Here is a 25258-nt window from a genome sequence, read left to right as displayed (position 1 = left end):
AGCAGCTATTATCAGCGCTAACTGCGTTAAATTTACTTGAAATAGGCTAGCTTTTAACCAGAGTTCAGGTTAGATAGATGCAAATGCCGCAGCCAATAGATATTAAGTTAAGCAATATACGGGCGAATGATAACTCCCTCTTCGCCTTTAACTTCTTCCATAACTACATAAGTACGGCTTTCACTTACGTTGGGCAGTTTTAATAATATGTCACCTAAAACCCCCCGATACTCTGACATATCATTAACGCGCGTTTTAAGTAAAAAGTCGAAGTTACCCGACACCAAATGACACTCTATGATCTCTTCGTGCTTTTTAACTGCTGCACTGAACTCGTCAAATACGTCGGGAGAGGTTTTGGTAATCGTTACTTCTACATACACCGACAAACCTTGTCCAAGCTTAGCTGGATCGACCACTGCTTTGTAGCCAAGTATGTAGCCTTCTCGCTCTAGCTTTTTCACTCGCTCTAGACAGGGCGTGGCGCTTAGGCCAACTCGTCTGGCCAGTTCAACATTTGACAGGCGCCCATCATGTTGTAGTTCCATCAAAATTTTACGGTCAATTCTATCTAATAACTGATGCATAGCACTCATTAGTTTTTTATACTGTTTATTTTATTTATTTAGATAATAACACTAGATTTGACTTTAAAAAAGGTGAGACACACGGGCTTGTCATGAATATAATAGTGAAAAATGTTAATCCGTTCTTAATAAGGCAAATGTTATGATTATTGGTGTACCTAAAGAAATAAAAAACCATGAATACCGTGTAGGTATGGTCCCTGCTAGTGTTCGTGAATTAGTAAATCACGGCCACCAAGTGATTGTAGAAACTGATGCAGGTATGGGCATTGGTTTTACTAACGAAGATTACACGCAAGCCGGTGCTGAAATTTTAGCAACTGCGGCTGATGTTTTTGCTAAAGCAGACATGATTGTAAAAGTAAAAGAGCCACAAGCTGTTGAACGTGCAATGCTTCGTGAAGACCAAATTCTTTTCACTTACTTACATCTTGCGCCTGATCTTCCACAAACTGAAGACCTTGTTAAAAGCAAAGCTATTTGTATCGCATACGAAACTGTTACTGACTCTCGCGGTGGCTTACCGCTTCTTGCGCCTATGAGCGAAGTAGCTGGTCGTATGTCTATTCAAGCTGGTGCACAAGCACTAGAAAAATCTAACCACGGTCGTGGCATGCTATTAGGTGGCGTACCAGGGGTTGAAGCGGCTAAAGTTGTTATCATTGGCGGCGGCATGGTTGGTCGTAGCGCGGCACAAATGGCTGTTGGCCTTGGTGCTGAAGTGGTCGTTCTTGATCGTAACATCGACGTATTACGTGCACTAGACGCGCAATTTGGTAATAAAGTTAAAGCTATTTACTCAACTGCTGATGCACTAGAAAAACACGTATTAGAAGCTGATTTAGTAATAGGTGGCGTACTTATCCCAGGTGCAGCTGCACCTAAACTAGTCACTGCTGCACACATTAAAGCAATGAAACCTGGTTCTGCAATTGTTGACGTTGCAATCGACCAAGGTGGCTGTATTGCAACTTCTAAAGCAACGACGCATGCTGATCCTACTTTCATCGTTGATGAAGTTGTTCACTACTGTGTTGCCAATATGCCAGGTGCTGTTCCACGCACATCTACGTTTGCACTTAACAATGCAACATTGCCTTTCATTATTAATCTTGCAAACAAAGGTTATAAAAAGGCGCTACTAGATGACGCTCACTTCTTAAAAGGCTTAAACGTAATTAAAGGCCAAGTAACTTACAAAGAAGTAGCACAAGCGTTCAACATGGAATATGTTGACCCACGCACAGCGGTAGAAAACGCCTAATTTAGCGTTTTCTAGTTAGGCTTTAACAGCCTAACTCTAAACAATAAAAAAGCAGCTATTAAGCTGCTTTTTTGTTGTTTAGATTTTGAATCTTGTACAGGCAGGTTTAGATAAAACGCTTAATTATAAAATCTACTTTTACGCGCTTAGCTTGGCCAAGTAGTTTTTTAACTGGTTGCGGGTAATCATCCATTGTTTCTAAATCATCTGGGCCTGTTAAACGACGGCAGTGTTGTAAAATTTCCTGCTTTTCGTTATCAATGGCCTGCATAATTGTTTGCTCTGGATCTTCAATTAAAATACCGTTTTCGATATCAAGACCCCATGCGCGTGGATTAAGGTTATGCCCACTTAGTAAATGTTTTGTTCTATCTGAACAAATACCTTTTAAATGAAACGAATTACTTTCATCTTTCCACAAATACACGTTTAAATTACCGTTATCGATATGGCGCTTTTGCGTTTTTACAAATTTATGCAAAATGGTTTCGTATAAATAAGGTAATGCCCCTATTTTACTAAACGGCTCGCTTGGCGGCATATAAAAGTCGTTTGCTGTTTTATCGCCCACAATAATAGTAACCTGCTTACCTTGCTTTAATAATCGACGCAACGAACGCATCAGCGGCGCCGGAAAATTAAAGTATGGCGTATACAACACAAGTTCTTGTTCAGTGGTGTCAAATAACGCTTTTATTACACGGTTTAACTCGTTATTACGACGACCAAGCCCTAAAAATAAACGAATGCCTAATGCTTGCTTATTTTGCTGCTCTGCTACGCTGTAACTCGCAACTTTTAAATCACGCATTAATTGCTTTTGCTCTAACTTAAAGTCGTTTAAACGCTTAAGTGGGCGTGTATCTATTCGTGGCACAGCTATTGAGCTTAGTAAGTTTGTTTCAATAAACGCAATTATAGAGTTGCACAGCTCTCTCTGCGTTATTAAAAAGTAGCGATCGAGTCTGTAGCGATCGTTGTACTGCAAGTATACGTTGTTTAAACTTGCGCCGCTGTAAAGTAAGGTATCGTCAATCACAAAACCTTTTAAATGCAATACGCCAAATAACTCTTTGGCTTTTACAGGTACGCCATAAACTTGCACATTTGAATTAAATTTTTCTAAATAGTCGCAATATAAACTTGCGTTACCGTCTGATTTTTCAGCGCCAATAAGGCCACGTTGCGCACGATGAAAATCCACCAACACTTTTATTTCAAGTGCAGGGTTTGCTAATGACACACGGTGCAACGCATCTAAAATTTCGCGACCTGCTTCATCATCTTGTAAATACAACGCAGTGATGTAGATACGTTTTTTTGCATTGCTAATTAAACGTAGCAATTGCGTACGGTAATCTTGCGCATTGGTTAAGACGTTAACGTCTTTTGAAGTCAACCCGAATGCGGGTTTTTCCTGCCAAAATAACATAGTTGCCTATTCACTTGGGTCACATGATCTATCAGTGACAAATAAAATTAGGTAAAACATAACAAAAAAAATCAAAGTGGTCATGAATTAACGTTGTTTTGTTGCTTGTTAGTCTATTTATTGAGCTACTTTGCTTTATTCGTTCTCAAAGTAACAATTATCAGTACACAATATTGCACAGCTTTTCGATTTACGAAAAAAAATAATCGCGGATTTTGTTTACTTCTGTCTTGTTTTTCTTAGAATCAAGCGCATTAAGAGCATATTAAATACCGTATTAAACGTTTAGGAAAAATAATGACTGAAGCAAAACATTGTAAGCTACTAATTTTAGGCTCTGGCCCAGCTGGTTATACTGCCGCAGTATACGCAGCACGTGCAAATTTAAACCCTGTTTTAATTACCGGCATTCAACAAGGCGGTCAATTAACAACCACCACTGAAGTTGAAAACTGGCCAGGTGATGCACACGGTTTAACAGGGCCTGCATTGATGGATCGCATGAAAGAACACGCTGAACGCTTTGAAACTGAAATTGTGTTTGATCACATTAATAAAGTAGATGTATCTAAGCGCCCTTTCACACTAACTGGCGACCAAGGTACTTACACATGTGATGCATTAATTATTGCAACGGGTGCGTCTGCTAAATACTTAGGCCTAGAGTCTGAGACTAACTTCCAAGGCCGTGGTGTTTCGGCGTGTGCTACCTGTGATGGCTTTTTCTATAAAGGGCAAAAAGTAGCGGTTGTTGGTGGTGGTAATACAGCGGTTGAAGAAGCGCTTTACTTATCGAACATTGCTGATGAAGTTCATGTTATTCACCGCCGCGACAGTTTCCGCAGTGAAAAAATACTTGCTGACCGTCTTGCTGAAAAAGCAAAGAACGGTAACGTAGTAATGCACTACAACCGCACGCTTGACGAAGTATTAGGCGATCAAATGGGCGTAACAGGTGTTCGTATTAAAGATGCCCACTCTGATGCAACTGAAGAGCTCGATTTAGCCGGCGTATTTATCGCGATTGGGCACAAACCAAATACTGATATGTTTGTGGGTCAACTAGAAATGAAAGATGGCTACTTAGTTGTAGAGTCTGGTCTTCACGGCAACGCAACGCAAACAAGTGTAGAAGGCGTTTTTGCTGCAGGTGATGTGTCTGACCACATTTACCGTCAAGCAATCACATCTGCGGGCACAGGCTGTATGGCAGCCCTTGATGCTGAGCGATTCTTAGATAACTTATAAGTAAATAAAATAATAATTGAGGGCTGTCATTCAGCCCTTTTTTTATGTCTAAAATATAGTTACACTTTTATGAACAATTATAAAATAAGCACTGTATGAGAAACCAGCTATACCAATTAAGCGAAACCGATATAGCATTCCCCAATCCGGAATATGCATTAACATCTCCCGACGGCTTGTTAGCAATTGGCGGAGATTTGAGTTTGCCACGCCTGAGTAACGCGTACAAAAGTGGAATATTCCCTTGGTTTAGTGAAGACGAGCCTATTATGTGGTGGTCACCCAGCGAGCGCGGTATTTTTGAGCTCGATGATTTTCATATAAGTAAAAGTCTGCGTAAGCATTTAAAAAAGCACCCTGTAAAAGTAACCATTAATAATGCCTTTGAAGAGGTGATAGAAGCATGTCGCGATCAACGCCTTGATACCGATGGCACTTGGATCACCTCTGACATGCTTGATGCGTACACCAATGCCCATAATGCGGGCATTGCTCATAGCTTAGAGGTTTGGAGCAACGGTGAGCTTGCAGGTGGCTTATACGGCATTATGCAAAATGGTGTATTTTGTGGTGAGTCAATGTTTCATCATCAAACCAATTGCTCCAAGCTTGCTATGTGGGCACTTGTAAATTGGCTTAAACGCCATAATGCACATTTTATTGACTGCCAACTAGAAAACCCTTATTTAATGACTTTAGGTGCAAAAGTAGTCCCTCGTTCAAAATTTTTGACTAAACTCAAAGCAGCACGCACCTATACTCTTAATCCAATTATGTGGCAGCCACAGGAGCTTAACGCAATCTATGAATGAACAGCTTCCAGCACGCGTGGGTTTAAGCCAAGAATTTGACTGCAGTTATTTACCCAACCGCCAAGAACAACTTCTCGTTATTCTAGATCCCAGTTGCTATAGCGCTGATAAGTTTGAGTTGTTATTGGGCCTAGGTTTTCGTCGCAGCGGTAACCAAATATACCGCCCACACTGTCCTGTGTGCAGTGAATGCAGCTCAGTACGAATATTAGCTCAAGAGTTTATGCCTTCAAAATCACAAAAACGTAAACTAAACAAAGCAAAAACACAGTTTGAGATAAAATATTCCAGCATAGAAAAAAAAGAATACTACCCACTGTACAGTAAGTACATAAGCCTCCGTCATCAGGATGGAAGTATGTATCCGCCTGAAAAAGCGCAGTTTCAAAGTTTTTTGTTTTGCAACTGGTTAGACATAACATTTATCGAGTTATGGCATCAGGAGGAACTCGTCGCTGTAGCCGTAACTGATTGTATGCAAAACGCTATTTCTGCAATTTACACCTTTTTTGACCCTGACTTTGATCACTATAGCTTAGGCTCAGTAATGATATTACAACAGTTAAAATTTGCGAAAAAGCAAAATAAGCAATATGTATATTTAGGTTATCAAATTGATGAATGCGATAAAATGAAGTACAAAACCCAGTTTTTACCCGCGCAAAAACAGGTAAATGATGAGTGGCTGGCTATTTAATTTGCAAATATAGTCCCTGCGCCTTTACTTATTGGCGTATTTTGGGCAAAATCTGCATCGTTTAACTATTAAAGAGGTGTTACGCTAAACATGGCGAAAGAAGACGTAATCGAAATGCAAGGGACTGTCCTTGATACTTTACCAAATACAATGTTCCGAGTTGAGCTAGAAAATGGTCACGTAGTTGTGGCTCACATTTCAGGCAAAATGCGCAAAAACTATATCCGTATTTTAACTGGCGATAAAGTAACGGTAGAAATGACGCCTTACGATTTATCGAAAGGCCGTATCGTATTCCGTGCTCGCTAAGTAAGTGCGTAAACGAGATTTAGTTTTTGGCTAGTATTTAACTAGCTTTAAGCGTTTATTAAATGTAATTGATGGATACTAACCAGCAATTACATTTAATAAACAAAAAACCCAGCTTTGTGCTGGGTTTTTTGTTGCTCGTAAAAATATAGCGATAAAAAATGGCCCACTATTAATTTAGTGGGCCATTTTATTTTTAAACTAATTTTAACAGAGCAAAAAGGATGTGACTAAGCTGGTGTTAAATTGCTTTCATAATCAAAGCGAATTTTCTTATCTTTAACCGATATTTTTACCGTACCGCCATCAACAAGTTCACCAAAGAGTATTTCGTTAGCTAATTGCTTTTTAAGCTCTTCTTGAATAACACGCGCCATTGGACGTGCACCCATTGCTTTATCGTAGCCTTTATCTGCCAGCCATTCTCGTGCTTTAGAAGTAAGCTCAAGGTTAACCGATTTTTTATCAAGCTGCGCTTGAAGCTCCACAATAAATTTATCTACCACAAGTAAAATAACATCACGTTCAAGGTGGTTAAACCAAATAATATTATCTAAGCGATTTCTAAATTCTGGCGAGAATACTTTATTAATTTCGCCCATTGCATCGTGAGTATGATCTTGCTCACTAAAGCCAATCGACTTACGCGTGGTTTCTTGCACGCCCGCATTGGTCGTCATTACCACCACTACGTTTCTAAAGTCAGCTTTACGGCCGTTATTATCAGTTAATGTACCGTGATCCATTACCTGTAGCAGGATGTTGTAAATATCAGGATGCGCTTTTTCAATCTCATCAAGAAGAACAACTGCATGCGGGTTTTTAATTACTGCCTCAGTTAATAAACCACCTTGCTCAAAACCAACGTAACCTGGTGGTGCACCAATTAAACGGCTTATTGCGTGGCGTTCAACATATTCCGACATATCAAAACGGATAAACTCAACACCCATACACTTAGCCAATTGCTTAGTGACTTCTGTTTTACCTACTCCGGTGGGCCCTGCAAATAAAAACGAACCTACGGGTTTTTCTTCACTTGATAAGCCAGAACGAGATAAACGGATAGCAGATGTAAGCGCATCAATAGATTGATCTTGACCGAACACCAGCATTTTAAGGTTACGGTCTAGATTTTTAAGCGTTTCTTTGTCTGTAGACGATACACTTTGCGGTGGAATACGTGCCATTTTAGAAATAATAAGCTCAATGTCTGCCACACCGATGGTTTTTTTGCGTTTAGAACTAGGCTGCAGGCGCTGACTTGCACCCGCTTCATCAATAACGTCAATGGCTTTATCAGGCAAATGGCGTTCATTAATGTATTTTGCGCTTAATTCAGCAGCCGCTTTTAACGCTTTCTGAGTATAACGAATACCATGATGCTCTTCGTAACGCTCTTTTAAACCATTAAGGATTTTAGTGGTATCGGCAACACTTGGTTCAAGTACATCAATTTTTTGAAAGCGGCGTACTAACGCGCGGTCTTTCTCAAAAATATTTTTGTACTCGTTATACGTTGTCGAACCCATACAACGTAATTTACCACTAGAGAGTAGCGGTTTAAGTAAATTGGAGGCATCCATAACGCCGCCCGATGCAGCGCCTGCACCAATAATGGTGTGGATCTCATCAATAAACAAGATAGAGCCTGGTTGCGCTTGCAGCTCTTTTAGTAGACTTTTAAAGCGTTTTTCAAAATCGCCACGGTATTTAGTGCCCGCAAGTAATGCGCCCATATCCAATGAATACACAACAGCATCAGCAATCACTTCAGGTACTTGCTTATTGACAATGCGATACGCCAAGCCTTCAGCAATGGCTGTTTTACCAACACCGGCTTCACCAACCAGTAATGGGTTGTTCTTTTTGCGACGGCACAATACTTGTACCGTGCGCTCTACTTCGCTATCGCGCCCAATGAGAGGGTCAATATTACCATCGCGCGCTTGGGCGTTTAAGTTGGTCGTAAAGCTATCTAGCTTGCTTGCTTCTTCGTTTTGAACTTCTTGTACTTCTTCATGAATATCATCGGTGTCATCACCTAACTCATCATCCGCTTTAGAAATACCATGCGAAATAAAGTTAACAATGTCTAAACGCGATACGTCATTCTTTTTGAGTAAATAAACCGCTTGGCTTTCCTGTTCAGAAAAAATAGCAACCAGTACGTTTACGCCTGTGACTTCGTTTTTACCTGACGATTGCACATGAAATACTGCACGCTGTAGTACACGCTGAAAACCAAGCGTAGGCTGGGTTTCACGCTCTTCTTCTAAATCAGGAATGACAGGTGTCGTTTCATCGATAAATTCAAGTAATTCGGTTTTTAGCCCTGAAATATGAACACCACACGCATTTAAAGCCTCTCCCGCTGAAGGATTGTCTAATAGCGCAAGTAAAAGGTGCTCTACGGTCATAAACTCATGACGACGAGTGCGCGCTTCACGAAACGCGGCATTTAAAGTAAGTTCTAAGTCTTTGTTTAGCATTGGCAACCCCTTACTGAGATAATAATTTATACCACAACAATCGGATGATTGATCACCCTAATTGGTATTTATACCAATTGCATTAAATTAGTGGCCTGTTATAGCGCTAAGGAAATAGCTTAGTAATAAAGCAAAAATTACAAATATAGTTGTTCTATATGTATAATTTTTAACGAAGTTAACAAGTTATTTAATCCGCTAAAATGGTCATACTTTTAATAAAATTGGTATTTATTCCTGCTCACAACTACAAAGCAGTGGATGCTCGTTATCACGCGCATAGCGGTTAACTTGTTCAGCTTTGGTGTGGGCCACATCGGCGCTATAAACACCACAAATGCCTTTACCTTTTTCGTGAACTTGAAGCATCACGTCAGTTGCTCTATCGCTATCCATATTAAAAAACGTCGTTAAAACTTCTATCACAAAGTCCATCGGCGTGTAGTCGTCGTTATTTAAAACAACTTTGTATTTTCGCGGTGGCTGTAGCTTTTGCTTTTCACTATCGCGAACGGTGTCTATTACACCTGAATCTTTCATTCCACTCATAAGTAAATATAGTCTTGTCTTTGTAACTCAAGCAAACTTGAATAAAAAATAAATTAAATGTTAAATAAATAACTCAAAAAACTTGACTGACTGTCTAAATAAACTACAGTCAATCTTAGATTGATTAAACCTTAATCAGTCTAGCAAATTATACAATTTAGATTAACTAAATTAGTCAACTTATTGAAGGATGTAGAAGTATGGCTTGCGGTAAAGTTAAATGGTTTAACAACGCTAAAGGTTTTGGTTTCATCGTAGAAGACGGCTGTGAGAATGATATTTTCGCCCATTATTCAACAATTGTAATGGACGGTTATAAAACACTTAAAGCTGGTCAAGATGTAACTTTCGAATTAGAACAAGGCCCTAAGGGCTTACACGCTACCAATATTGCCCCTGATGGCGACATTATTGTGTAACTGTAATTCTTTCGACTAAAGCGAGTGACCTATTTAAGATCCTCGCTTAATTCCCTTACCCACACTCTTCTCATTTCTTCTACCTCTATTAATTGCCTCATTCTGTGTAAATTCAACCCTTTTACTTGAATTTATTTTATATACCCCAATGTTCTAACTGAGATCTGTTTATATACATACTCGCAGTTTCAAGACCTAGCCCTTTTTATTCAGGCTTGTTACACTCTTGGGGCTCAAAACAACATATAAACATAACAATTAAACAGGCCATTTAGTACAAAGCGCAGCTTATGCTAAAGGCTAATTTATTTTTATTGCTTTTTTAGCTATAAATATCGTATCAGTTGGTCAGGTGTGACTATTCGCTTTATAAAAAAGCAATTATGAGTACCAACACCTAACAAACTATTCATTACTTAAATGCCCTTTTTATTAGACGTTTAATAATTGTGGTATTAAAAAAGTAATGACTTTCTTTGCATTGTTGAATAAGGCCTTTAAGGTCGACTATCTAGGAATGATGATGACATCAAAAATTATCTATACAAAAACGGACGAAGCGCCGGCACTAGCAACTTATTCGTTGCTACCGATCATCCAAGCATATACAAATGCGGCCGGTGTTGAAGTTGAAACTCGCGACATTTCATTAGCAGGTCGTGTAATTGCTAGCTTCCCTGATTATTTAACACAAGAACAACGCATTGGTGATGCACTTGCTGAACTTGGCGAGCTTGCTAAAACACCAGAAGCGAACATCATCAAATTACCAAACATCAGTGCATCTGTACCACAGCTTCGCGCTGTAATTAAAGAGCTTCAAGCAAAAGGTTACGCTCTTCCAGAATACCCTGTTGAACCTAAAAATGATGAAGAAAAAGCAATTCAAGCTGCTTATGACAAAATTAAAGGCAGTGCAGTAAACCCAGTATTACGTGAAGGTAACTCAGATCGTCGCGCGCCTGGTTCTGTAAAAGAATATGCACGTAACAACCCACATTCAATGGGTGCGTGGAGCAAAGATTCTCAGTCTTACGTTGCAAGCATGAGCGAAGGTGACTTTTTTGGTTCTGAGCAATCAGTGACTGTTGATGCTGCAACAGATGTGCGTATTGAACATGTTGCAACGAACGGCGACGTTACTGTACTTAAACAAAGCACACCTCTTTTAGCTGGCGAAGTTATTGATGCATCAAGCATCAGCGCTTCTAAGCTTCAAGCTTTCTTAGCGGCTGAAATTGATGCAGCTAAAGAAAAAGGTGTTTTATTCTCGCTTCACATGAAAGCGACAATGATGAAAGTATCTGATCCAATCATCTTCGGTCACGCTGTAAAAGTATTCTACAAAGATGTATTTGCTAAACACGGTGAGCTTTTTGAAGAGCTAGGTGTTGATGTAAATAATGGTTTAGGCGATGTATATTCTAAAATTCAAACATTAGACGATGCTAAGCGTGAAGAAATTGGAGCAGACATTCAAGCTGTTTACGCTAACCGCCCTGCTATTGCGATGGTTGACTCTGACCGTGGTATTACAAACTTACACGTACCAAGTGACGTGATCATCGATGCCTCTATGCCTGCTGCAATCCGTTCAAGCGGTCAAATGTGGAATAACGATGGTAAATTACAAGACACTAGCTTTGTAATTCCTGATCGTTGTTACTCAAGTGTTTACCAAGCAACTATCGATTTTTGTAAAGTAAATGGCGCGTTTGATCCAACAACAATGGGTAGCGTGCCAAACGTTGGCCTGATGGCTCAAAAAGCGGAAGAATACGGCTCACACGATAAAACGTTTGAAGCTAAAGCTGATGGTTCTATCCGTGTTGTTGATGCAAATGGCAATACATTACTTGAACACAGTGTTGAGCAAGGCGATATTTGGCGTATGTGTCAGGTTAAAGACGCACCAATCCAAGATTGGGTTAAGCTTGCAGTAAATCGTGCACGTGCAACAGGCGTTCCAGCTATTTTTTGGTTAGACGAAAATCGTGCACATGATTCGCAGCTAATCAAAAAAGTAAATAAATACCTAGCAGATCACGATACATCTGGCCTAGAGATTCAAATTTTAGCACCGCTTGAAGCAACATTGTTCTCATTAGCGCGTATTAAAGAAGGTAAAGACACTATTTCTGTAACAGGTAACGTGTTACGCGATTACCTTACCGATTTATTCCCAATTTTAGAGTTGGGTACGAGTGCTAAAATGCTTTCAATTGTTCCACTTATGAACGGCGGTGGCTTATTTGAAACTGGCGCAGGTGGTTCTGCACCTAAGCATGTTCAACAATTCGAAAAAGAAAACCACCTACGTTGGGATTCTTTAGGTGAATTTTTAGCACTTGCTGCATCACTTGAGCACCTAAGCGTAACTACGAGTAACAACAAGGCGCAAGTGCTTGCTGATACGCTAGATAAAGCGACAGGTACTTTCTTAGCAGAAAACAAGTCTCCTTCACGTAAAGTGAAAGAAATTGATAACCGTGGTTCTCATTTCTTCCTCTCTTTATTCTGGGCACAAGAACTTGCTAAGCAAAATGATGACAGTGAACTTAAAGCACAGTTTACGCAGATTGCTAGCGACCTTGAGTCTAACAAAGAGCAAATAGTAAGTGAACTTAACGATGCGCAAGGTCCTGCAGTTGATTTAGGTGGTTACTTCCAGCCTAACGATGATGCCGCATTTAAAGCGATGCGTCCAAGCACTACATTTAACGATATTCTTGCTAAATTAGTATAAATATTGGTTTAAATTTAAAAGCCGCTTACTTGTAAAAGTAAGCGGCTTTTTTCTGTCTCAATTTTACAAAAAAAAGGCCGCTATTTATAAAATAGCGGCCTTTAAAATAATTAAAGTTTATTTAATTATTTAGTATATGCACGTGGCATTTTCGAATCAGTCGTATAACGTTCGCGCAGTTTATCTTGGCGAGATTGTGTAGAAACCTCAACGCCATTTATAAACATTTTATTTACGTGGCTGCTCAGTTCAAACGGGTCATTACTCCACATTACTACATCAGCTGCTTTACCTACTTCAAGGCTACCTGCATTTATACCAAACACATCAGCAACGTTTGATGTAACTGCTTTTAACGCACCTTGTTGGCTCATACCGTACGATACGGCATTGCCCGCATCAAAACGTAATTGATACATGTTGTGACTTGCATCGCCACCTACCGTTAATAATACTTTAACGCCGGCTTGTTCAAGTATGCCTGCATTATATAAACTAGCATGAAGTGAATCAAAACTTGCTGGTAAGCTATCCATTGCGCTAATAATTACTGGAATATTTGCTTTTGCAACACGCTCTTTAACAACAACCGCATCTTGTGCGCCATTAAGTACTAGATTAATACCAAATTGCTCTTTTACTTTAATAAGCTCAACAATATCTGCTGCACGAGAAACGCCTACAACTAATGGCATTTTGCCGTTAAGGACTTTAGCCATTACTTTGTCTTCCGTACTTGGCTTATCGTCGTCTTTTTTAGCTTTTTTGCTTGCCTTGGCTTTGTGTTCATCTAATTTATTAATAAGCGTCTGTAGTGTAAATGCACGAGAGCCTTTACTACGTTCACCTAAGTACACAATTAAAGCCGCTTGTTTTTGCATGTTGCTATCAAAACTGCCACTTAAATCAACCACACTTGCAAGACCTGCAAAAATGCTATCACCACCATGCGGAGTAATAACATCGCGTGTAATACCGCCTTTACGTGCATAAGGAATTAAGCTCGAATGTGGATTGAAAGCAAGGCTTACATCAAAGTCAATATCAGCTTTGTCATCGCCAGCATCGCGCGAACCGGCAACAGCGCCAACTTCCACAAGCCCTAGCTGGTTTGCACTTGCAATAAAGCCTGGCGTTACAATTTGACCTTTTGCGTCAATAATTGTGTCAGCTTTAACTTCAGTTGGGTTAATCGCGGTGATTTTGCCATCCGTCATAACAATGCTTGCCGACTTTAGTACACCTTGCTCGGTAGACGTGTGCAATGTTGCGTTAATGATTGCTAACGATTGTGCGCTTACAGCACCTGATACCAGTAATCCGGCAGCAACCAGAGAAAGCGAAAACGAACGTGATAAATTTTTCATTCTGGGAGCTCCTTATTGTTGACCTAACATAAAATCACTTGTTGCTTGAAAAGCGCTGTCGTTTCTATCGTAAACTTTTGCACCATCAACAAACACTTGTTCAGCTTTAGCATAAACACTAAACGGGCTTTGATTCCATATAACAACATCGCCTTGCTTACCCGCTTCAAGCGATCCTGTTTTGTCATCAATACCAAGTGACTTAGCAGCGTTAGCCGTGATCCATTTAATCGCGTGTTGTTCAGAAATATCAAAACCGTTTTCGTTAGCACGGAACATAACTTTGCCGGCTTCTTGGTTTAAGCGCTGGATCGTTGTGTCGGAATCTGAATGGACAACTGCACACGAGTTCTTAACCGCATCAACAATGGCAACATTCTCTTGAACCATGTCGTAAGCTTCCATTTTAAAGCCCCACCAGTCTGGCCAAAGTGCAGCACACGAGCCATTTTGGGCAAGTAAGTCAGCAATTTTATATGCTTCAATACCGTGATGAAAAGTACCTGCGTGATAATTAAACTCTTTTGACAAGTCAATCATCATTGCCATTTCTTCAGCTTTATAACAATGGTTGTGAATACGTACTTCACCTTCAAGCACGCCACGCAGGGTATCGTGTTTAATATCACGCATTGGAGCGTCTGGATTTAAACCCGCTTCATAATCGGCATCGTATTTATCCCATGCACGTTTATACTCACTCGCTTCAGCCCACGCCATGCGATAGCCAGCCATGTTACCCATACGCGTTGAAGGTAATACGCCTTGACGACCATAAACACGTTTTGGATTTTCGCCACATGCCATTTTTAAACCATATGGCGCATCAGGAAATTTCATGCCCTGCATAGTATGCGATGGTACGTTTTTAAGTGTAACCCCTCGTCCACCAAATAAATTAGCTGAGCCAGGTAAAATTTGCAGTGATGTAATACCGCCTTCGCGTGCACGATTAAAACCTGGATCTTGTGGCCAAACAGAATGCTCAACCCACACTTCCGCAGTGTTAGGACTGGTCATTTCATTACCATCTTGATGCGACTCAACCGACGGGCTTGGGTATGCACCTAAGTGTGAATGTACATCAATAATACCCGGTGTTACCCACTTGCCTTGCGCATCAATTGTAATATCAGCAGTGGCAGTCAAATCTTTACCTACTTGTTGTACTTTACCATCAACAAGTAATACATCAGCATCATCTAAACGCTCACCAGTACCTGTTAGTACGGTTGCATTGGTAATTAATGTGCTTGATGTAGCAACTGGCTGATAAGTACTTGGATAAGGATTTTTGTTGATTGTTATTTTATCATCTTGCGGGCCGTTTTCTTGGCAACCTACAAGTGCAGCGGCTAAGCCAACTGCTAATAAAGAGGGAGCAAATTTTTGCATGTTGTTTGATTCTCCTGTTTTTTTGCTACTTTAACGAAAGCTAAACCATAAAGCCAAAAAAACAGGTGAAAACGCGGTTAATTAAGATGAATTTCTGTGATTATTTTTTTATATAATTGTTATACAGCATTTCAAGCGCTCCTTCGGTTGTAAGCGTCGGATCTTTAGCAATAAAATGCTTAACCGTACGTGTTACAAAATCAGAATTTTGCTTGTGCAATTTAGAAAAATCTTTAATAAGTGTATTACCATCTTTAGCTGCCGTGACTTTGTCATGGCGATGACGATACTGGCTCAGTGCTTTATTAAAATCGCCTTGGTAGTCTTCAACCAAAATTTTATAAAAATCACTTTTCTGTACGTTTAAATCATTGATGCAGTAATTTAACGCTTCTTTAAAATCGGTAAATATCATACCTTCTACATCAAACTCTTTTGTTTTTTCGCGTACTGCCACCTTTGCATCTTCTGTCGCATAGCTAAAACCAGTAAAGGCCAAACGCTCTGCCGCTTCTTTGCCTAATTTCATACCAGCTTGAATACTATGGGCAAACTCATCGCTCATGTCGCCAAGCTCGCTTTCTTCCCACATATTATAAACACGCAGTGGTTTAGCGTATTTAGTGGCAAGCTTTTTTTTCATTTTAGTAAAGCGCTCGTCGATGGTCATTAACCTTTCGTTATGTAAAAGTGCATGACACTCATAACAGGCAGGAATGGATATAAAATCAGCCTCCTCGCCTAAATCAACAATGCTTTGCAGCATATGCAGGGGCGGACAATGATCGCGCTCTGTTGCTTCACAGCCACAATAAAAACACTGGTTAAAATATTGCTGATCACAGGCATACGCTTGTTGATAATAACTGGCTAACGTTTTACTCACCGTTACTCCTAAAAAATACGACTAAATTATGGGGGCGATAATAACAGCCTGAAAAAATATGTCAGTAACGATAAAAAATTAATTTATTCGAAGCTGTTTAGCCTTAATCTGAATTTTATCGCGAAAAGCTCGAAAAGGAGCTTTTATTATATGGTTCTAATTAGCTTTAACTTTATTAGTTCTTTTGATTTCTAATAATGCTTTTGAAATAGCTTGAGGAGTTTTGGTAAAATTTCTTGGTTCTCTTCATTTGGCAAAATTATGAATTGCTTTTCTTTATTCGTTAAGGATTTGCTCATCATCAAAACTCTATTTTAAATAATCATTTCCCAAATTTATCCGTTTTACCAGATACTAACCCCTTAGGTTCTGGTATTGTATTATTTTCTAAATCTAACTTTGTCAAGCCAGCTTTTACACACTCTTCTTTTGATAAAAATTTAAATTTTTTATTGTGAGCAGTGTTAAAGTCTTCAGTTTTACCTGCCATTATATAAACCTTCCAATATTTGCAATATCTATTAATTATGTTTTTATTTACAGCCATTGCATCGAAAAAACTTACACTAGTTAATGGTGCTTATAGTTCTCGCTATGCCCAGTTGATAGACTTAACGACGCGTTTTTATGTGGTGCTAATACGGTATGACTTCTCTTTTTTCAAAACAAACTATATTATTGATGCCAATTGCATTATTCCCTAATACTTTGAAAACGTTTAGGATGATTTAAAGAGTTCGTTTTCAATTATTTTTTTGGCTATTAGGTTATGCTGTTGTCTCATGGTATTTTTATTTATAAATAAGGTTTAATAATGAATGAAGCTGAAAAAGTTAGAGAGAAAAACAGTTCCAAAAAAGATTTGAAAATCGCTTTTGTTCTTTGTGCCTTTGGCTGCATTAGTTGGAGGTATAGGCATTGGAATGGCGATTGCACTTCAATCAGTAATAAAATCCTCACCTTGGCTTTCATTGTTGGCTATAGTCCCCGTAATTTCTTTTATTTATCTAATGAAAAGCTATTTTAAAAAAATAGATGCACTGTAGTCAAAATATTGATCGATGCTGCTGCACCTTGTAATGTCTATTTAACAGGCCACATGGCACAAAACTCTCTGTCAGATTTTACTGCATTGTAATAATCGAATCTGACAGTTCAAGCTAAAACTTACTTTAGAGTATTAACATTAAGGGGTTTTGTTGTATTTTATTTAAATCACGGCCGCGATTAAACCAAATAACCCACCAAACACACCGCCCCACACGACAAGCCAGCCTAGGTGCTCGCGGATCATGGTTTGAATAATCTCTTTAACCATTTTAGGGGTTAGCTCATCTAGGCGCTCATCCACTAATTTAAGCACTGTATTGTGTAAACCTTCTGCGCTATTACCTTGCGAAAGCGTTTGGGTAACAAGGGCTTTAAAGTGGTCAGTTTGAGAGATTTCACCAAGCGATAGTTGCATTTTTTCAATGAACTTTTCACGCATTGGCTCTATTGCAGCAGTACCGCCAAACATGCTAAGCATGCTCCCAAACTGAGATTGCTCTATTACCTCTAACAAATTGTCGAATGCCGGATTTAAATCAACATTGCTAATTATTGGCTCAAAGTCGATATTTGGCTGTACTTTATTTAGTAGATTATTAATTTTTTGCTCTGAAAAAAACTCCGTTAATATTAAGTTTCTTATGGCACTTTTAAAGCTTTCAAACTTAAGCGCGATTACCCCAGAGCCATATAAAAAAGGGACTTTTTCAAACAACATATGAATAGCTAATAAATTAGTTACCGCGCCCGAAAGTGCAAATAAACCAACAGATAACAAAATTGCTTGATCGAGTATAAAACCCGCAACAACAAATAAACCCGCTAGCAAATTGGTTATTAAACTTTTGTTCATTTTTACTCCATTTAATTCGGTGCAATTTTTATGCAGTTAGCTATTAATTTTACAACGTTTATATTGTTAAATTAATCCCTTTTTGCCATAGTTTATGTATCTGTTCAAAAGACGAGCAATTGTTATGTGGAAAACAGTCAACGAGCACATCAGTGTTGCCATTAATGATGACTTCAAACACACCTATAAGCGCCAATTACAAAGCACCAATACAGACAAACTATTTCATCTTACCAACGATACGCATAATTTCTTAGTTAAAATAGCGCTAAAAAGTGAACTTGACCGATTAGAAAGTGAATCTATCGGTTTAAAGCTTCTCGCGCAAAACAGCCGTTTTATAATTCCTGACTGTATTGTAACGGGTGCAAACATAGAGTTCTCGTTTATTGTTACGCAATGGCAAAAGCTTGATCAACAGCCTCACTCAACATGGAATGATATGGGGGAAACCCTCGCTTATATGCACCAAAAACACGATCAAGCAATGTTCGGTTTTGATGTTGATAATTACTTAGCAACCACAGTACAACCCAATAGGTGGCATAAAAAATGGGATGTGTTTTATGCCGAAGAACGTATTGGCTGGCAACTGCAGCTACTCGCTGAAAAAGGTATTCGTTTTATTGAACCCGAGCGCTTAATAAATACTGTAAAAGAGCAGCTTCATAGCCATCGTGTAACACCATCACTACTGCATGGTGACTTTTGGCGAGGTAATATGGGCTTTGTAAGCACAATGCCCAGCCTATTTAACCCTGCATGTTATTATGGTGATCGGGAAGTGGATATTGCAATGAGTGAGCTATTTGCTCCACTACCTGACGATTTTTATACCGCCTATGATCAGCAATACCCTCTTTCAAAAAATTATCATAAACGTAAATTAGTTTACCAGTTGTATCCAATTTTAAATCACGCCAATATTTTTGCTGGTCACTATCTAACACAAGCCAAGCAACATATCGAAAAGCTCACCACAATAGGCGTAAAATAACTGTCATAATCTTACTTACAGACTATATTTATTAAATAAGGAGAGTTCAGCGTTGAGCCATTAAGTTTTTGCTAGGTTTATTGGCAATGACTTAATTATTTGTACTGGAGTGATTATGAAAAACTTTTTATCACAACGAATCGCTTGTCCACACTGTGGACACCACATTCATTTAGATCTAGACGCAAGCATGGGCGATCAGGACTACATTGAAGATTGCGCTGCCTGCTGTAACCCAATTCATTTAAATATGCATATAGATCATGCTAACAATAAATTAGAGTTACATGTAGACAGCGACGACGAACAAATATTCTAGTTTAAATCTAACTCTGATGGCGTAAGTAGTTTTCTACCGTATTTACAATAGTGTAAGTTTGCTGATCAACTTCAATATTTAGCTTATCACCCACTTGCGCTGCACCAATATTAGTAATAGCGAGTGTTTCAGGTATTAGGTGTAACCAAAAGCCTTGTTCGTCAACCTCACCCACCGTTAAACTTGCGCCATTTATAGATACAAAGCCTTTATACAACACATATTTTTGCCACTCTTTTGGCAAACTCAGTTGAATTTTACAGTTGTTCTCAAGCTTAACTATTTGAGATATGTTTGACGTACAATGAATATGCCCAGACACAATATGCCCACCAAGCTCAGTACCAAACGTTACTGAGCGTTCGAAGTTAACTAAACTTCCCAGCTCAAGCAAGCCTAGGTTGGTTAACTTGAGCGTTTCGTCAATAACATCAAAATGTACTTGCGCGACTACATCATGATTACCTAGCTCAACTTGCACAACGGTTAAGCAACAGCCATTTATAGCAATGCTTGCGCCTAAATCTAGATGCTCTACGTATTCATCGCTTACCGATATAACTAACCGTAAAACGCCGTCGGTTTGCGTTTTAGAAACCACTGTTGCTTGTGTTTGCACTATTCCTGTAAACATAAAATCACTTTAAATTATTACAAAGTGATAGTTTAACGTATCAACTTATAAAATCATTCACTACTGTGATTTTTATTTGAAACACAATAGATTACAATTGCGGCCTGTTTTACTTAATAGCTGTTTTTATGACCTTTTGTAATTGGGAAGCCAAGCGCTTACTCTCTCTTGCTCTTCCTGTTTTTTTAGCTCAAGTTACCCTTGTTTTAATGTCGGTGGTCGACACTATTATGGCCGGCCAAGTAAGTCCTACAGATTTAGCGGCGCTGTCTATCGCCACAGGTATTTGGAATCCTTTATTACTTGCGTTACAAGGCATTTTATTAGCGCTCACCGGTATCATTGCCCAATGCGCAGGCGCGAATGACAAAAAAGGTATTAGCCATTATTTTCAACAAGCCCTTTATTTAACCGTACTATTGAGTGCCGCAGGATTCGGTATCACTTATTTAGCCGACATGATTATATTAAGGCTCGATACCAGCCCAGCAATTGCAAGCCTTGCTTTTGACTACATTCATTTTGTTAAATGGGGTGTGTTCGGCTTTTTAGTTTTTTCCACTTACAGAAACATGACCGAAGGCATGGGTATGACCAAACCCGCTTTTTACATAAGCTTGCTGGGTTTAGCGGTAAATATTCCGGTAAATTATATTTTTATAAATGGGTTATTTGGTTTACCTGCCTACGGCGGCGCAGGTTGTGGTATTGCAACAGCAATTGTTTTAACGGTTATGGCTATAGCACAAGTCACTTACTGCCAACTAAGTAAAAAAGTAGACGCTAAAGGCCTGCTTACTCCATTTGAAAAACCAAATTTAACCACCATTGCTACTATTACAAAATTAGGTATTCCAATTTCATTAGCTACCTTTTTTGAAGTAACCTTGTTTGCTTGCATTCCTCTATTTATAGCGCATTTAGGCGCTGTAGCTGTATCTGGTCATCAAATAGCAGCCAGTGTAACTACATTATTATTTATGATGCCGCTAAGCCTTTCTATCGCTATTAGTATTCGTATTGGTAATTTATATGGTCAAAATCATTTAAAGCAATTAAGAGTCGCCGTGTCGACCAGCTATATTTTAGCAATTGTTATCGCACTGTTTTTAGCACTTATTACATTTACAGGTCGTGATTTAATTAGCCAGTTGTACACAGATAGTCCCGAAGTAATTGCCCTTGCTACCTCAATCATGATTTTAGCCTGTGTTTATCAACTACCGGATGCTCTGCAAGTAGCCGCAAACGGTATATTACGTGGTTTAAAATACACAGCACCTATTTCTTACATCACCTTTATATCGTATTGGTTAATCGGCTTTAGCTTAGGTTACGTATTGGCAAGAACAGATATAATAGTGCCAGCAATGGGGCCACACGGTTTTTGGGGCGGAATAATAGTCGGGCTAACCGTTGCCGCTGTATTGTTGATGCTCACAGTAAATAAGCGCTTTAAACGTGAACCATTCATTACTGAGTAAATTAACAATTAAACACTCACTACCAGCCGTTATGTTGCTGCTAGTGAGTGCTTTTGTACTTGTAAATTGCAGCAAAGCACCGAGCTCAATAAATAATACCTACACCGCGCGCTTAAGCAGTACACTCAACACCTCCTCGATTTCAGCAACACCGCTTGAACAACTTAAACTCATAAAACCGACGACCTTTAGCGAGGATAAAATCACCGTAAGCATTGTTGAACTTGCAGGACTTACCCACTGCAAACTTAATGTGCTTATAAGCGAGCACAATAATCAACTTGGAAAAACAGCCACGGCGGCGAGCCAATTAAAGTATCAAATAAATTTTATTCAAAGCGCTGATAATTGCTTAAATATGCTTGATGATAATACCTCCACTTATAAAAAAATAAATGATGCTAAAAATCAAAAACAAACACATCTAATGCATTACTTTAATAGCATGTTATTTAAAGAACCTGAGCTCAATCGGACTTGGTTACTTACATCTAATGAGCTTTCAACACACCCAGCAGGATTTAGCGACACCGTTGAGGCGCTTACACAACTTGTTACTATAAAAAAACACATCAAATTTCAACAATTTGGTGAAATTAAAACTGACAGTGTATTTAATGCATTAGAGCAACTTAACAAATACAGATTTAATCAAGCACTTATTCAATCCGCTAGGCAACAAATAGTACTTAATCAAAGTGCAACACAGTTTGTAAAAAAAATAAGCTTCGACCACATTTGCCCAACAGATAAAAATAAAAAAGAAGCTAAAATAATGAGCAATGTATTTCAAAAATATTACTTAACACACATTCAACCCTACCAAGCACAACTCACCGGATACCTTGAGGTATTACAACCGCTTTACAACCAGCTTTGGTTTGAAGAAACCGTAACCAGTAAGCAAATTAATAATTTACTTAAAGAAGATTCACCTAATAATTTATTAAATCAATTAAAAAACTCTGCCGTAGATCACGTAGTTTGGTGGCAAAAATTTTATAAAACGTGTGAAATCAGTCCAATATGAATAAAAAAACGGCAAATAAACGTAAAAACGATAAACTTGCTTGATTCACCATCCGCCACGCTATATATTAGCGGCCGTTGTTAAGTAATTAACAACTTACTTAAATAGTAATACGACTGTAGCTCAGTTGGTTAGAGCACTACCTTGACATGGTAGGGGTCGGTGGTTCGAATCCACTCAGTCGTACCAACATTTAAGTGAAATAAAAGTACATCTGAAGGAAAAAGCACTACCTACTCTTGATCACCCGCTCCAAGAGTCAGTGGTTCGAATCCACTCAGTCGTACCAACATTTAAGTAAAAACTTGGTTCATCAAAAAATTGTACGACTGTAGCTCAGTTGGTTAGAGCACTACCTTGACATGGTAGGGGTCGGTGGTTCGAATCCACTCAGTCGTACCAATTCAAAATAATAATAAATCCAAAGAAAAAACACTACCGACTCTTGATCACCCAGTCCAAGAGGCAGTGATTAAAATCCACCCAGTCGTACTAACTCCAAGTAATAAAATCTACAAAAGAAAAGCACTGCATACTCTAGATCATCCAGTCCAAGAGGCTGTGATTGACAAAGTTAAGATGACTGTCTACGTTATTTAAAAAATGAAGACATTTTTCTCTTTTCTGCATGTTATTAAAAGAACTGCCTGACTTAAAGTTTAAAACTCGCAATGTGTTGCAGGATTTGTTATTAGTATTAAAAATAATTAAGGGACATACGTTACTCATAAAATGAGGAAAGTGTCCTCTGATAAAGCTCTTAGCATTACTAAATGGAGATTGGTGCAATTATTAAACTGAGTAGTTACTTTTATATTAATGGTGAAACGGCTTTACATAAAAACTTTTTGTTTTGGTTTGCAACTTTATTCCCAGTGATTTTAGCTTTTTGTTTTGCATATCCTTTATCACATGGACTTAAATTGTCAGGAACTGTTGAAGCGTATTCTAATTTTATTTCAATATTTAAATTACCTTTATGGATTGCGTCTGGAAGCTTGATACTCGGAGTAACAGTTAGTCGGTTCCATAGCTCAGAGCAGCGAGCTATAACAATTAAACAAAGTATAAATCAAAATAACTTTGCTAATTACTTAAACCATCGAGATCATTTTCAAAAATACCTAACTCCAATAGCTGCAAACTTTGATATAGAAGTAGATCCCTTTAAGATATACGGCATTATTTTTAGTTCCTCTACACCATATAATGCAAGTGTAAAATTGTCAGATGGAATATTTGACTTCTTTTCCGAAAAATTAGAAACCGAGTTTTGGTCAAAAATGAAATTTTCAGCGCCAAATTTCACTAATCAAGAGGTTAATATTTACTTCCCCAGATTTGCTAAATCAATTGGCATTAATGCAGAAAATATTACTCTAAGTGACTTTGAAGAATTAAAGACATTATCAGTTAAAATTCGTAAAATATATCGCCGTGCCATGGAGTATGGAATAACTAGAGAAACATCAGAATCTTTCCAAGAAATAGAAGAATCTGGCTTTTCCATGCTAATAGGTGAGTTTAGTCAATGGGCACATGAAAACAACTTGAAGAAGCGGTGGCCGTAATGCTAACAAGAACATTAGACGGAACTTTGTTCTTCGTCCCGTTTATTACGTCTCACTATTATTTTCACCATACACATTCCCAGGACTTATTTGCATTAGCAGTGCTGGGTTATCTATTGGTTTAAATCCGTATTGCGCATAAAGACCATGCGCATCAGAAGTTGCTAATAAAAAGCGCCTAAGGCCTTGTAGCTCAGGGTGCTCTACTATCGTTTTAACCAGTAATTTACTCAGCCCATTACCTTGCAAGTGCGGGACAATAAATACATCGGCTAAATAGGCAAACGTTGCTTTATCGGTCACAACTCGAGCAAAGCCAACTTGTTCGTTATGAGCGTTGTAAACACCAAAGCACATTGAATTATTAATAGCTGATTGCATCACGCTTTTAGGTATACCTTTAGCCCAGTAAGTGTTAGCAATAAAGTTATAGATAACGTTAAAGTTAAGCTTGCTTTTATCTGTGCTAATAAAGTAACCGCACACTTTTTCATCCATAAAATTCCAACCTTAATAATCTTTAACGTTTTTTAGCTGTTTATCATGTAATTTTGAAAGCACTAATAGCGAGCAAATAGCCCCAAATAATGCCAGTCCCATATCTGATTGGGTATCCCACACGCAACCTTGCGTGCCTAAAAACGCTTCTGTGTTTTCGCCGCTTAACACTGCAACCCACCACTCTATTAATTCGTAAAACGCGCTAAATGCTAAACATACCGAAATAACAAAGGTGATTAACCAGCCTCGACCATTTACTACATTTTTGCGCAGTAAAATTTCGCGGGCTAATAGTGCAGGTACAAAGCCTTGAAAAAAGTGCCCTACTTTGTCGTAGTTATTACGGTCGCTACCAAATAGGTTATCGAAAAAAGGGACTTCGGCGTAGGTGTAATGCCCGCCAATCATCAGTACAATGCAATGCGCTAAAATAAATGTATATAAAATAGGGGTAAGTTTTGGGCTTTAAGTGAACGCGTTTTGCCTTGAGTTAATAAAAAGCTTTTTAAATACTGGCTGCGGCTTTTAAACCAATGCCCTTGTTCAATAACGCTTTGCTGCTGTGGAGTCATAATTTTAAATCTCTTAACCAGAATGCCAGGGCCTGTTGACCTTT

At 38.7% G+C, this 25258-nt stretch carries 24 protein-coding genes, 2 tRNA genes and 2 pseudogenes; 15 read left to right on the top strand and 13 right to left on the bottom strand.

Annotated features, from left to right (window positions below):
* Window positions 1-107: 107 nt before the first annotated feature.
* Window positions 108-587: a leucine-responsive transcriptional regulator Lrp gene (lrp, locus tag CWB66_RS05400; protein WP_033014887.1), complete on the bottom strand. Its 480-nt coding sequence runs from the start codon at window positions 585-587 to the stop codon at window positions 108-110.
* A gap of 142 nt (window positions 588-729) precedes the next feature.
* Here lrp and ald point away from each other — a divergent pair, with 142 nt between their 5' ends.
* Window positions 730-1851 (top strand): alanine dehydrogenase, encoded by a 1122-nt coding sequence (ald, locus tag CWB66_RS05395; RefSeq protein ID WP_077537734.1) that lies wholly within the window; start codon window positions 730-732, stop codon window positions 1849-1851.
* 106 nt (window positions 1852-1957) lie between these two features.
* Here ald and pssA read toward each other — a convergent pair whose 3' ends face one another.
* On the bottom strand, window positions 1958-3283 hold the full coding sequence (pssA, locus tag CWB66_RS05390; RefSeq protein ID WP_077537733.1) for a CDP-diacylglycerol--serine O-phosphatidyltransferase: 1326 nt from the start codon (window positions 3281-3283) through the stop codon (window positions 1958-1960).
* Between the two features lie 297 nt (window positions 3284-3580).
* Here pssA and trxB point away from each other — a divergent pair, with 297 nt between their 5' ends.
* From trxB to infA, 4 genes are all read left to right on the top strand, one after another.
* A complete protein-coding gene (trxB, locus tag CWB66_RS05385; protein WP_077537732.1) occupies window positions 3581-4531 on the top strand; it encodes a thioredoxin-disulfide reductase in 951 nt (316 codons plus the stop codon).
* A 95-nt stretch (window positions 4532-4626) separates the two neighbouring features.
* Window positions 4627-5343 carry a leucyl/phenylalanyl-tRNA--protein transferase gene (gene aat, locus CWB66_RS05380; RefSeq protein ID WP_138584587.1) on the top strand — a complete coding sequence of 239 codons (717 nt, stop codon included), beginning with the start codon at window positions 4627-4629 and terminating at the stop codon, window positions 5341-5343.
* The gene (locus CWB66_RS05375; RefSeq protein WP_138584586.1) at window positions 5336-6040 is read left to right on the top strand and encodes an arginyltransferase; all 705 of its coding nucleotides are present in this window, start codon (window positions 5336-5338) and stop codon (window positions 6038-6040) included. Before aat ends, CWB66_RS05375 begins: the two co-directional genes overlap by 8 nt.
* Window positions 6041-6130: 90 nt before the next feature.
* Window positions 6131-6349, top strand: coding sequence for a translation initiation factor IF-1 (gene infA / locus CWB66_RS05370; RefSeq protein WP_002962494.1), 219 nt, complete (start codon window positions 6131-6133; stop codon window positions 6347-6349).
* 230 nt (window positions 6350-6579) lie between these two features.
* Here the strand turns inward: infA and clpA are convergent, their stop codons facing one another.
* Together clpA and clpS are read right to left on the bottom strand one after the other, a co-directional pair.
* Window positions 6580-8841, bottom strand: a complete 2262-nt coding sequence (clpA, locus tag CWB66_RS05365) for an ATP-dependent Clp protease ATP-binding subunit ClpA (RefSeq protein ID WP_077537729.1) — start codon at window positions 8839-8841, stop codon at window positions 6580-6582.
* A gap of 231 nt (window positions 8842-9072) precedes the next feature.
* A complete protein-coding gene (gene clpS, locus CWB66_RS05360) occupies window positions 9073-9381 on the bottom strand; it encodes an ATP-dependent Clp protease adapter ClpS (protein ID WP_007585109.1) in 309 nt (102 codons plus the stop codon).
* Window positions 9382-9590: 209 nt separating this feature from the next.
* Here clpS and cspD point away from each other — a divergent pair, with 209 nt between their 5' ends.
* Both cspD and CWB66_RS05350 read left to right on the top strand, forming a co-directional pair.
* On the top strand, window positions 9591-9809 hold the full coding sequence (gene cspD, locus CWB66_RS05355; RefSeq protein ID WP_077537728.1) for a cold shock domain-containing protein CspD: 219 nt from the start codon (window positions 9591-9593) through the stop codon (window positions 9807-9809).
* A 523-nt stretch (window positions 9810-10332) separates the two neighbouring features.
* Window positions 10333-12555: an NADP-dependent isocitrate dehydrogenase gene (locus tag CWB66_RS05350; RefSeq protein WP_138584588.1), complete on the top strand. Its 2223-nt coding sequence runs from the start codon at window positions 10333-10335 to the stop codon at window positions 12553-12555.
* A gap of 125 nt (window positions 12556-12680) precedes the next feature.
* Here CWB66_RS05350 and CWB66_RS05345 read toward each other — a convergent pair whose 3' ends face one another.
* The 4 genes from CWB66_RS05345 to CWB66_RS22210 all read right to left on the bottom strand — a co-directional run bounded on the left by CWB66_RS05345 (window position 12681) and on the right by CWB66_RS22210 (window position 16693).
* Window positions 12681-13922, bottom strand: coding sequence for an amidohydrolase family protein (locus CWB66_RS05345; RefSeq protein ID WP_138584585.1), 1242 nt, complete (start codon window positions 13920-13922; stop codon window positions 12681-12683).
* 12 nt (window positions 13923-13934) lie between these two features.
* Window positions 13935-15317: an amidohydrolase gene (locus CWB66_RS05340; RefSeq protein ID WP_138584584.1), complete on the bottom strand. Its 1383-nt coding sequence runs from the start codon at window positions 15315-15317 to the stop codon at window positions 13935-13937.
* A 100-nt stretch (window positions 15318-15417) separates the two neighbouring features.
* Window positions 15418-16203, bottom strand: a complete 786-nt coding sequence (locus tag CWB66_RS05335) for a hypothetical protein (protein ID WP_138584583.1) — start codon at window positions 16201-16203, stop codon at window positions 15418-15420.
* Window positions 16204-16525: 322 nt separating this feature from the next.
* On the bottom strand, window positions 16526-16693 hold the full coding sequence (locus CWB66_RS22210) for a hypothetical protein (RefSeq protein WP_171037465.1): 168 nt from the start codon (window positions 16691-16693) through the stop codon (window positions 16526-16528).
* A gap of 324 nt (window positions 16694-17017) precedes the next feature.
* Here CWB66_RS22210 and CWB66_RS05330 point away from each other — a divergent pair, with 324 nt between their 5' ends.
* On the top strand, window positions 17018-17230 hold the full coding sequence (locus tag CWB66_RS05330) for a hypothetical protein (protein WP_138584582.1): 213 nt from the start codon (window positions 17018-17020) through the stop codon (window positions 17228-17230).
* A gap of 183 nt (window positions 17231-17413) precedes the next feature.
* Here CWB66_RS05330 and CWB66_RS05325 read toward each other — a convergent pair whose 3' ends face one another.
* Entirely contained in the window at window positions 17414-18106 is a 693-nt protein-coding gene (locus CWB66_RS05325; protein WP_077537723.1) for a DUF445 domain-containing protein, read from the bottom strand.
* A 124-nt stretch (window positions 18107-18230) separates the two neighbouring features.
* Here CWB66_RS05325 and CWB66_RS05320 point away from each other — a divergent pair, with 124 nt between their 5' ends.
* Together CWB66_RS05320 and CWB66_RS05315 are read left to right on the top strand one after the other, a co-directional pair.
* Window positions 18231-19103: a fructosamine kinase family protein gene (locus CWB66_RS05320; protein WP_138584581.1), complete on the top strand. Its 873-nt coding sequence runs from the start codon at window positions 18231-18233 to the stop codon at window positions 19101-19103.
* 115 nt (window positions 19104-19218) lie between these two features.
* Complete coding sequence (locus CWB66_RS05315; protein WP_077537721.1) at window positions 19219-19422, top strand: CPXCG motif-containing cysteine-rich protein; 204 nt, start codon at window positions 19219-19221, stop codon at window positions 19420-19422.
* A gap of 7 nt (window positions 19423-19429) precedes the next feature.
* Here the strand turns inward: CWB66_RS05315 and CWB66_RS05310 are convergent, their stop codons facing one another.
* Window positions 19430-20056, bottom strand: coding sequence for a riboflavin synthase subunit alpha (locus CWB66_RS05310; protein ID WP_077537720.1), 627 nt, complete (start codon window positions 20054-20056; stop codon window positions 19430-19432).
* A 128-nt stretch (window positions 20057-20184) separates the two neighbouring features.
* Between CWB66_RS05310 and CWB66_RS05305 the strand changes: the two genes are divergently transcribed.
* The 5 genes from CWB66_RS05305 (at window position 20185) to CWB66_RS05285 (ending at window position 24141) form a co-directional block, all read left to right on the top strand.
* Window positions 20185-21540, top strand: coding sequence for an MATE family efflux transporter (locus tag CWB66_RS05305; RefSeq protein WP_138584580.1), 1356 nt, complete (start codon window positions 20185-20187; stop codon window positions 21538-21540).
* Complete coding sequence (locus CWB66_RS05300) at window positions 21518-22570, top strand: DUF3080 family protein (RefSeq protein ID WP_077537718.1); 1053 nt, start codon at window positions 21518-21520, stop codon at window positions 22568-22570. The genes CWB66_RS05305 and CWB66_RS05300 overlap by 23 nt, the downstream gene beginning before the upstream one ends.
* 112 nt (window positions 22571-22682) lie before the next feature.
* Window positions 22683-22759, top strand: a tRNA-Val gene (locus tag CWB66_RS05295).
* Between the two features lie 136 nt (window positions 22760-22895).
* Window positions 22896-22972: transfer RNA gene (locus CWB66_RS05290), tRNA-Val, on the top strand.
* 371 nt (window positions 22973-23343) lie between these two features.
* Window positions 23344-24141: a hypothetical protein gene (locus tag CWB66_RS05285; RefSeq protein WP_138584579.1), complete on the top strand. Its 798-nt coding sequence runs from the start codon at window positions 23344-23346 to the stop codon at window positions 24139-24141.
* Window positions 24142-24186: 45 nt separating this feature from the next.
* On the opposite strand, the gene CWB66_RS05280 is transcribed toward CWB66_RS05285, so the two are convergent.
* From CWB66_RS05280 to CWB66_RS22615, 3 genes and pseudogenes are all read right to left on the bottom strand, one after another.
* The gene (locus tag CWB66_RS05280; protein ID WP_138584578.1) at window positions 24187-24639 is read right to left on the bottom strand and encodes a GNAT family N-acetyltransferase; all 453 of its coding nucleotides are present in this window, start codon (window positions 24637-24639) and stop codon (window positions 24187-24189) included.
* A gap of 12 nt (window positions 24640-24651) precedes the next feature.
* A pseudogene (locus CWB66_RS05275) lies at window positions 24652-25101 on the bottom strand (DUF2238 domain-containing protein); the annotation flags it as partial.
* A pseudogene (locus CWB66_RS22615) lies at window positions 25068-25258 on the bottom strand (hypothetical protein); the annotation flags it as partial. The pseudogenes CWB66_RS22615 and CWB66_RS05275, both read right to left, overlap by 34 nt.

The sequence above is a fragment of the Pseudoalteromonas sp. S558 genome (assembly GCF_005886635.1).
Lineage (GTDB): Bacteria > Pseudomonadota > Gammaproteobacteria > Enterobacterales > Alteromonadaceae > Pseudoalteromonas > Pseudoalteromonas aliena.
The sequence above is the reverse complement of the archived record's forward strand: the minus strand, read 5'-3'. Positions and strand labels throughout refer to the sequence as shown.

What these genes read in the sequence shown, in the direction of transcription:
- lrp (WP_033014887.1), bottom strand. Translation starts at nt 587, where the DNA reads ATGCATCAGTTATTAGATAGAATTGACCGTAAAATTTTGATGGAACTA.
- ald (WP_077537734.1), top strand. Translation starts at nt 730, where the DNA reads ATGATTATTGGTGTACCTAAAGAAATAAAAAACCATGAATACCGTGTA.
- pssA (WP_077537733.1), bottom strand. Translation starts at nt 3,283, where the DNA reads ATGTTATTTTGGCAGGAAAAACCCGCATTCGGGTTGACTTCAAAAGAC.
- trxB (WP_077537732.1), top strand. Translation starts at nt 3,581, where the DNA reads ATGACTGAAGCAAAACATTGTAAGCTACTAATTTTAGGCTCTGGCCCA.
- aat (WP_138584587.1), top strand. Translation starts at nt 4,627, where the DNA reads ATGAGAAACCAGCTATACCAATTAAGCGAAACCGATATAGCATTCCCC.
- CWB66_RS05375 (WP_138584586.1), top strand. Translation starts at nt 5,336, where the DNA reads ATGAATGAACAGCTTCCAGCACGCGTGGGTTTAAGCCAAGAATTTGAC.
- infA (WP_002962494.1), top strand. Translation starts at nt 6,131, where the DNA reads ATGGCGAAAGAAGACGTAATCGAAATGCAAGGGACTGTCCTTGATACT.
- clpA (WP_077537729.1), bottom strand. Translation starts at nt 8,841, where the DNA reads ATGCTAAACAAAGACTTAGAACTTACTTTAAATGCCGCGTTTCGTGAA.
- clpS (WP_007585109.1), bottom strand. Translation starts at nt 9,381, where the DNA reads ATGAAAGATTCAGGTGTAATAGACACCGTTCGCGATAGTGAAAAGCAA.
- cspD (WP_077537728.1), top strand. Translation starts at nt 9,591, where the DNA reads ATGGCTTGCGGTAAAGTTAAATGGTTTAACAACGCTAAAGGTTTTGGT.
- CWB66_RS05350 (WP_138584588.1), top strand. Translation starts at nt 10,333, where the DNA reads ATGACATCAAAAATTATCTATACAAAAACGGACGAAGCGCCGGCACTA.
- CWB66_RS05345 (WP_138584585.1), bottom strand. Translation starts at nt 13,922, where the DNA reads ATGAAAAATTTATCACGTTCGTTTTCGCTTTCTCTGGTTGCTGCCGGA.
- CWB66_RS05340 (WP_138584584.1), bottom strand. Translation starts at nt 15,317, where the DNA reads ATGCAAAAATTTGCTCCCTCTTTATTAGCAGTTGGCTTAGCCGCTGCA.
- CWB66_RS22210 (WP_171037465.1), bottom strand. Translation starts at nt 16,693, where the DNA reads ATGGCAGGTAAAACTGAAGACTTTAACACTGCTCACAATAAAAAATTT.
- CWB66_RS05330 (WP_138584582.1), top strand. Translation starts at nt 17,018, where the DNA reads ATGAATGAAGCTGAAAAAGTTAGAGAGAAAAACAGTTCCAAAAAAGAT.
- CWB66_RS05325 (WP_077537723.1), bottom strand. Translation starts at nt 18,106, where the DNA reads ATGAACAAAAGTTTAATAACCAATTTGCTAGCGGGTTTATTTGTTGTT.
- CWB66_RS05320 (WP_138584581.1), top strand. Translation starts at nt 18,231, where the DNA reads ATGTGGAAAACAGTCAACGAGCACATCAGTGTTGCCATTAATGATGAC.
- CWB66_RS05315 (WP_077537721.1), top strand. Translation starts at nt 19,219, where the DNA reads ATGAAAAACTTTTTATCACAACGAATCGCTTGTCCACACTGTGGACAC.
- CWB66_RS05310 (WP_077537720.1), bottom strand. Translation starts at nt 20,056, where the DNA reads ATGTTTACAGGAATAGTGCAAACACAAGCAACAGTGGTTTCTAAAACG.
- CWB66_RS05305 (WP_138584580.1), top strand. Translation starts at nt 20,185, where the DNA reads ATGACCTTTTGTAATTGGGAAGCCAAGCGCTTACTCTCTCTTGCTCTT.
- CWB66_RS05285 (WP_138584579.1), top strand. Translation starts at nt 23,344, where the DNA reads ATGGAGATTGGTGCAATTATTAAACTGAGTAGTTACTTTTATATTAAT.
- CWB66_RS05280 (WP_138584578.1), bottom strand. Translation starts at nt 24,639, where the DNA reads ATGGATGAAAAAGTGTGCGGTTACTTTATTAGCACAGATAAAAGCAAG.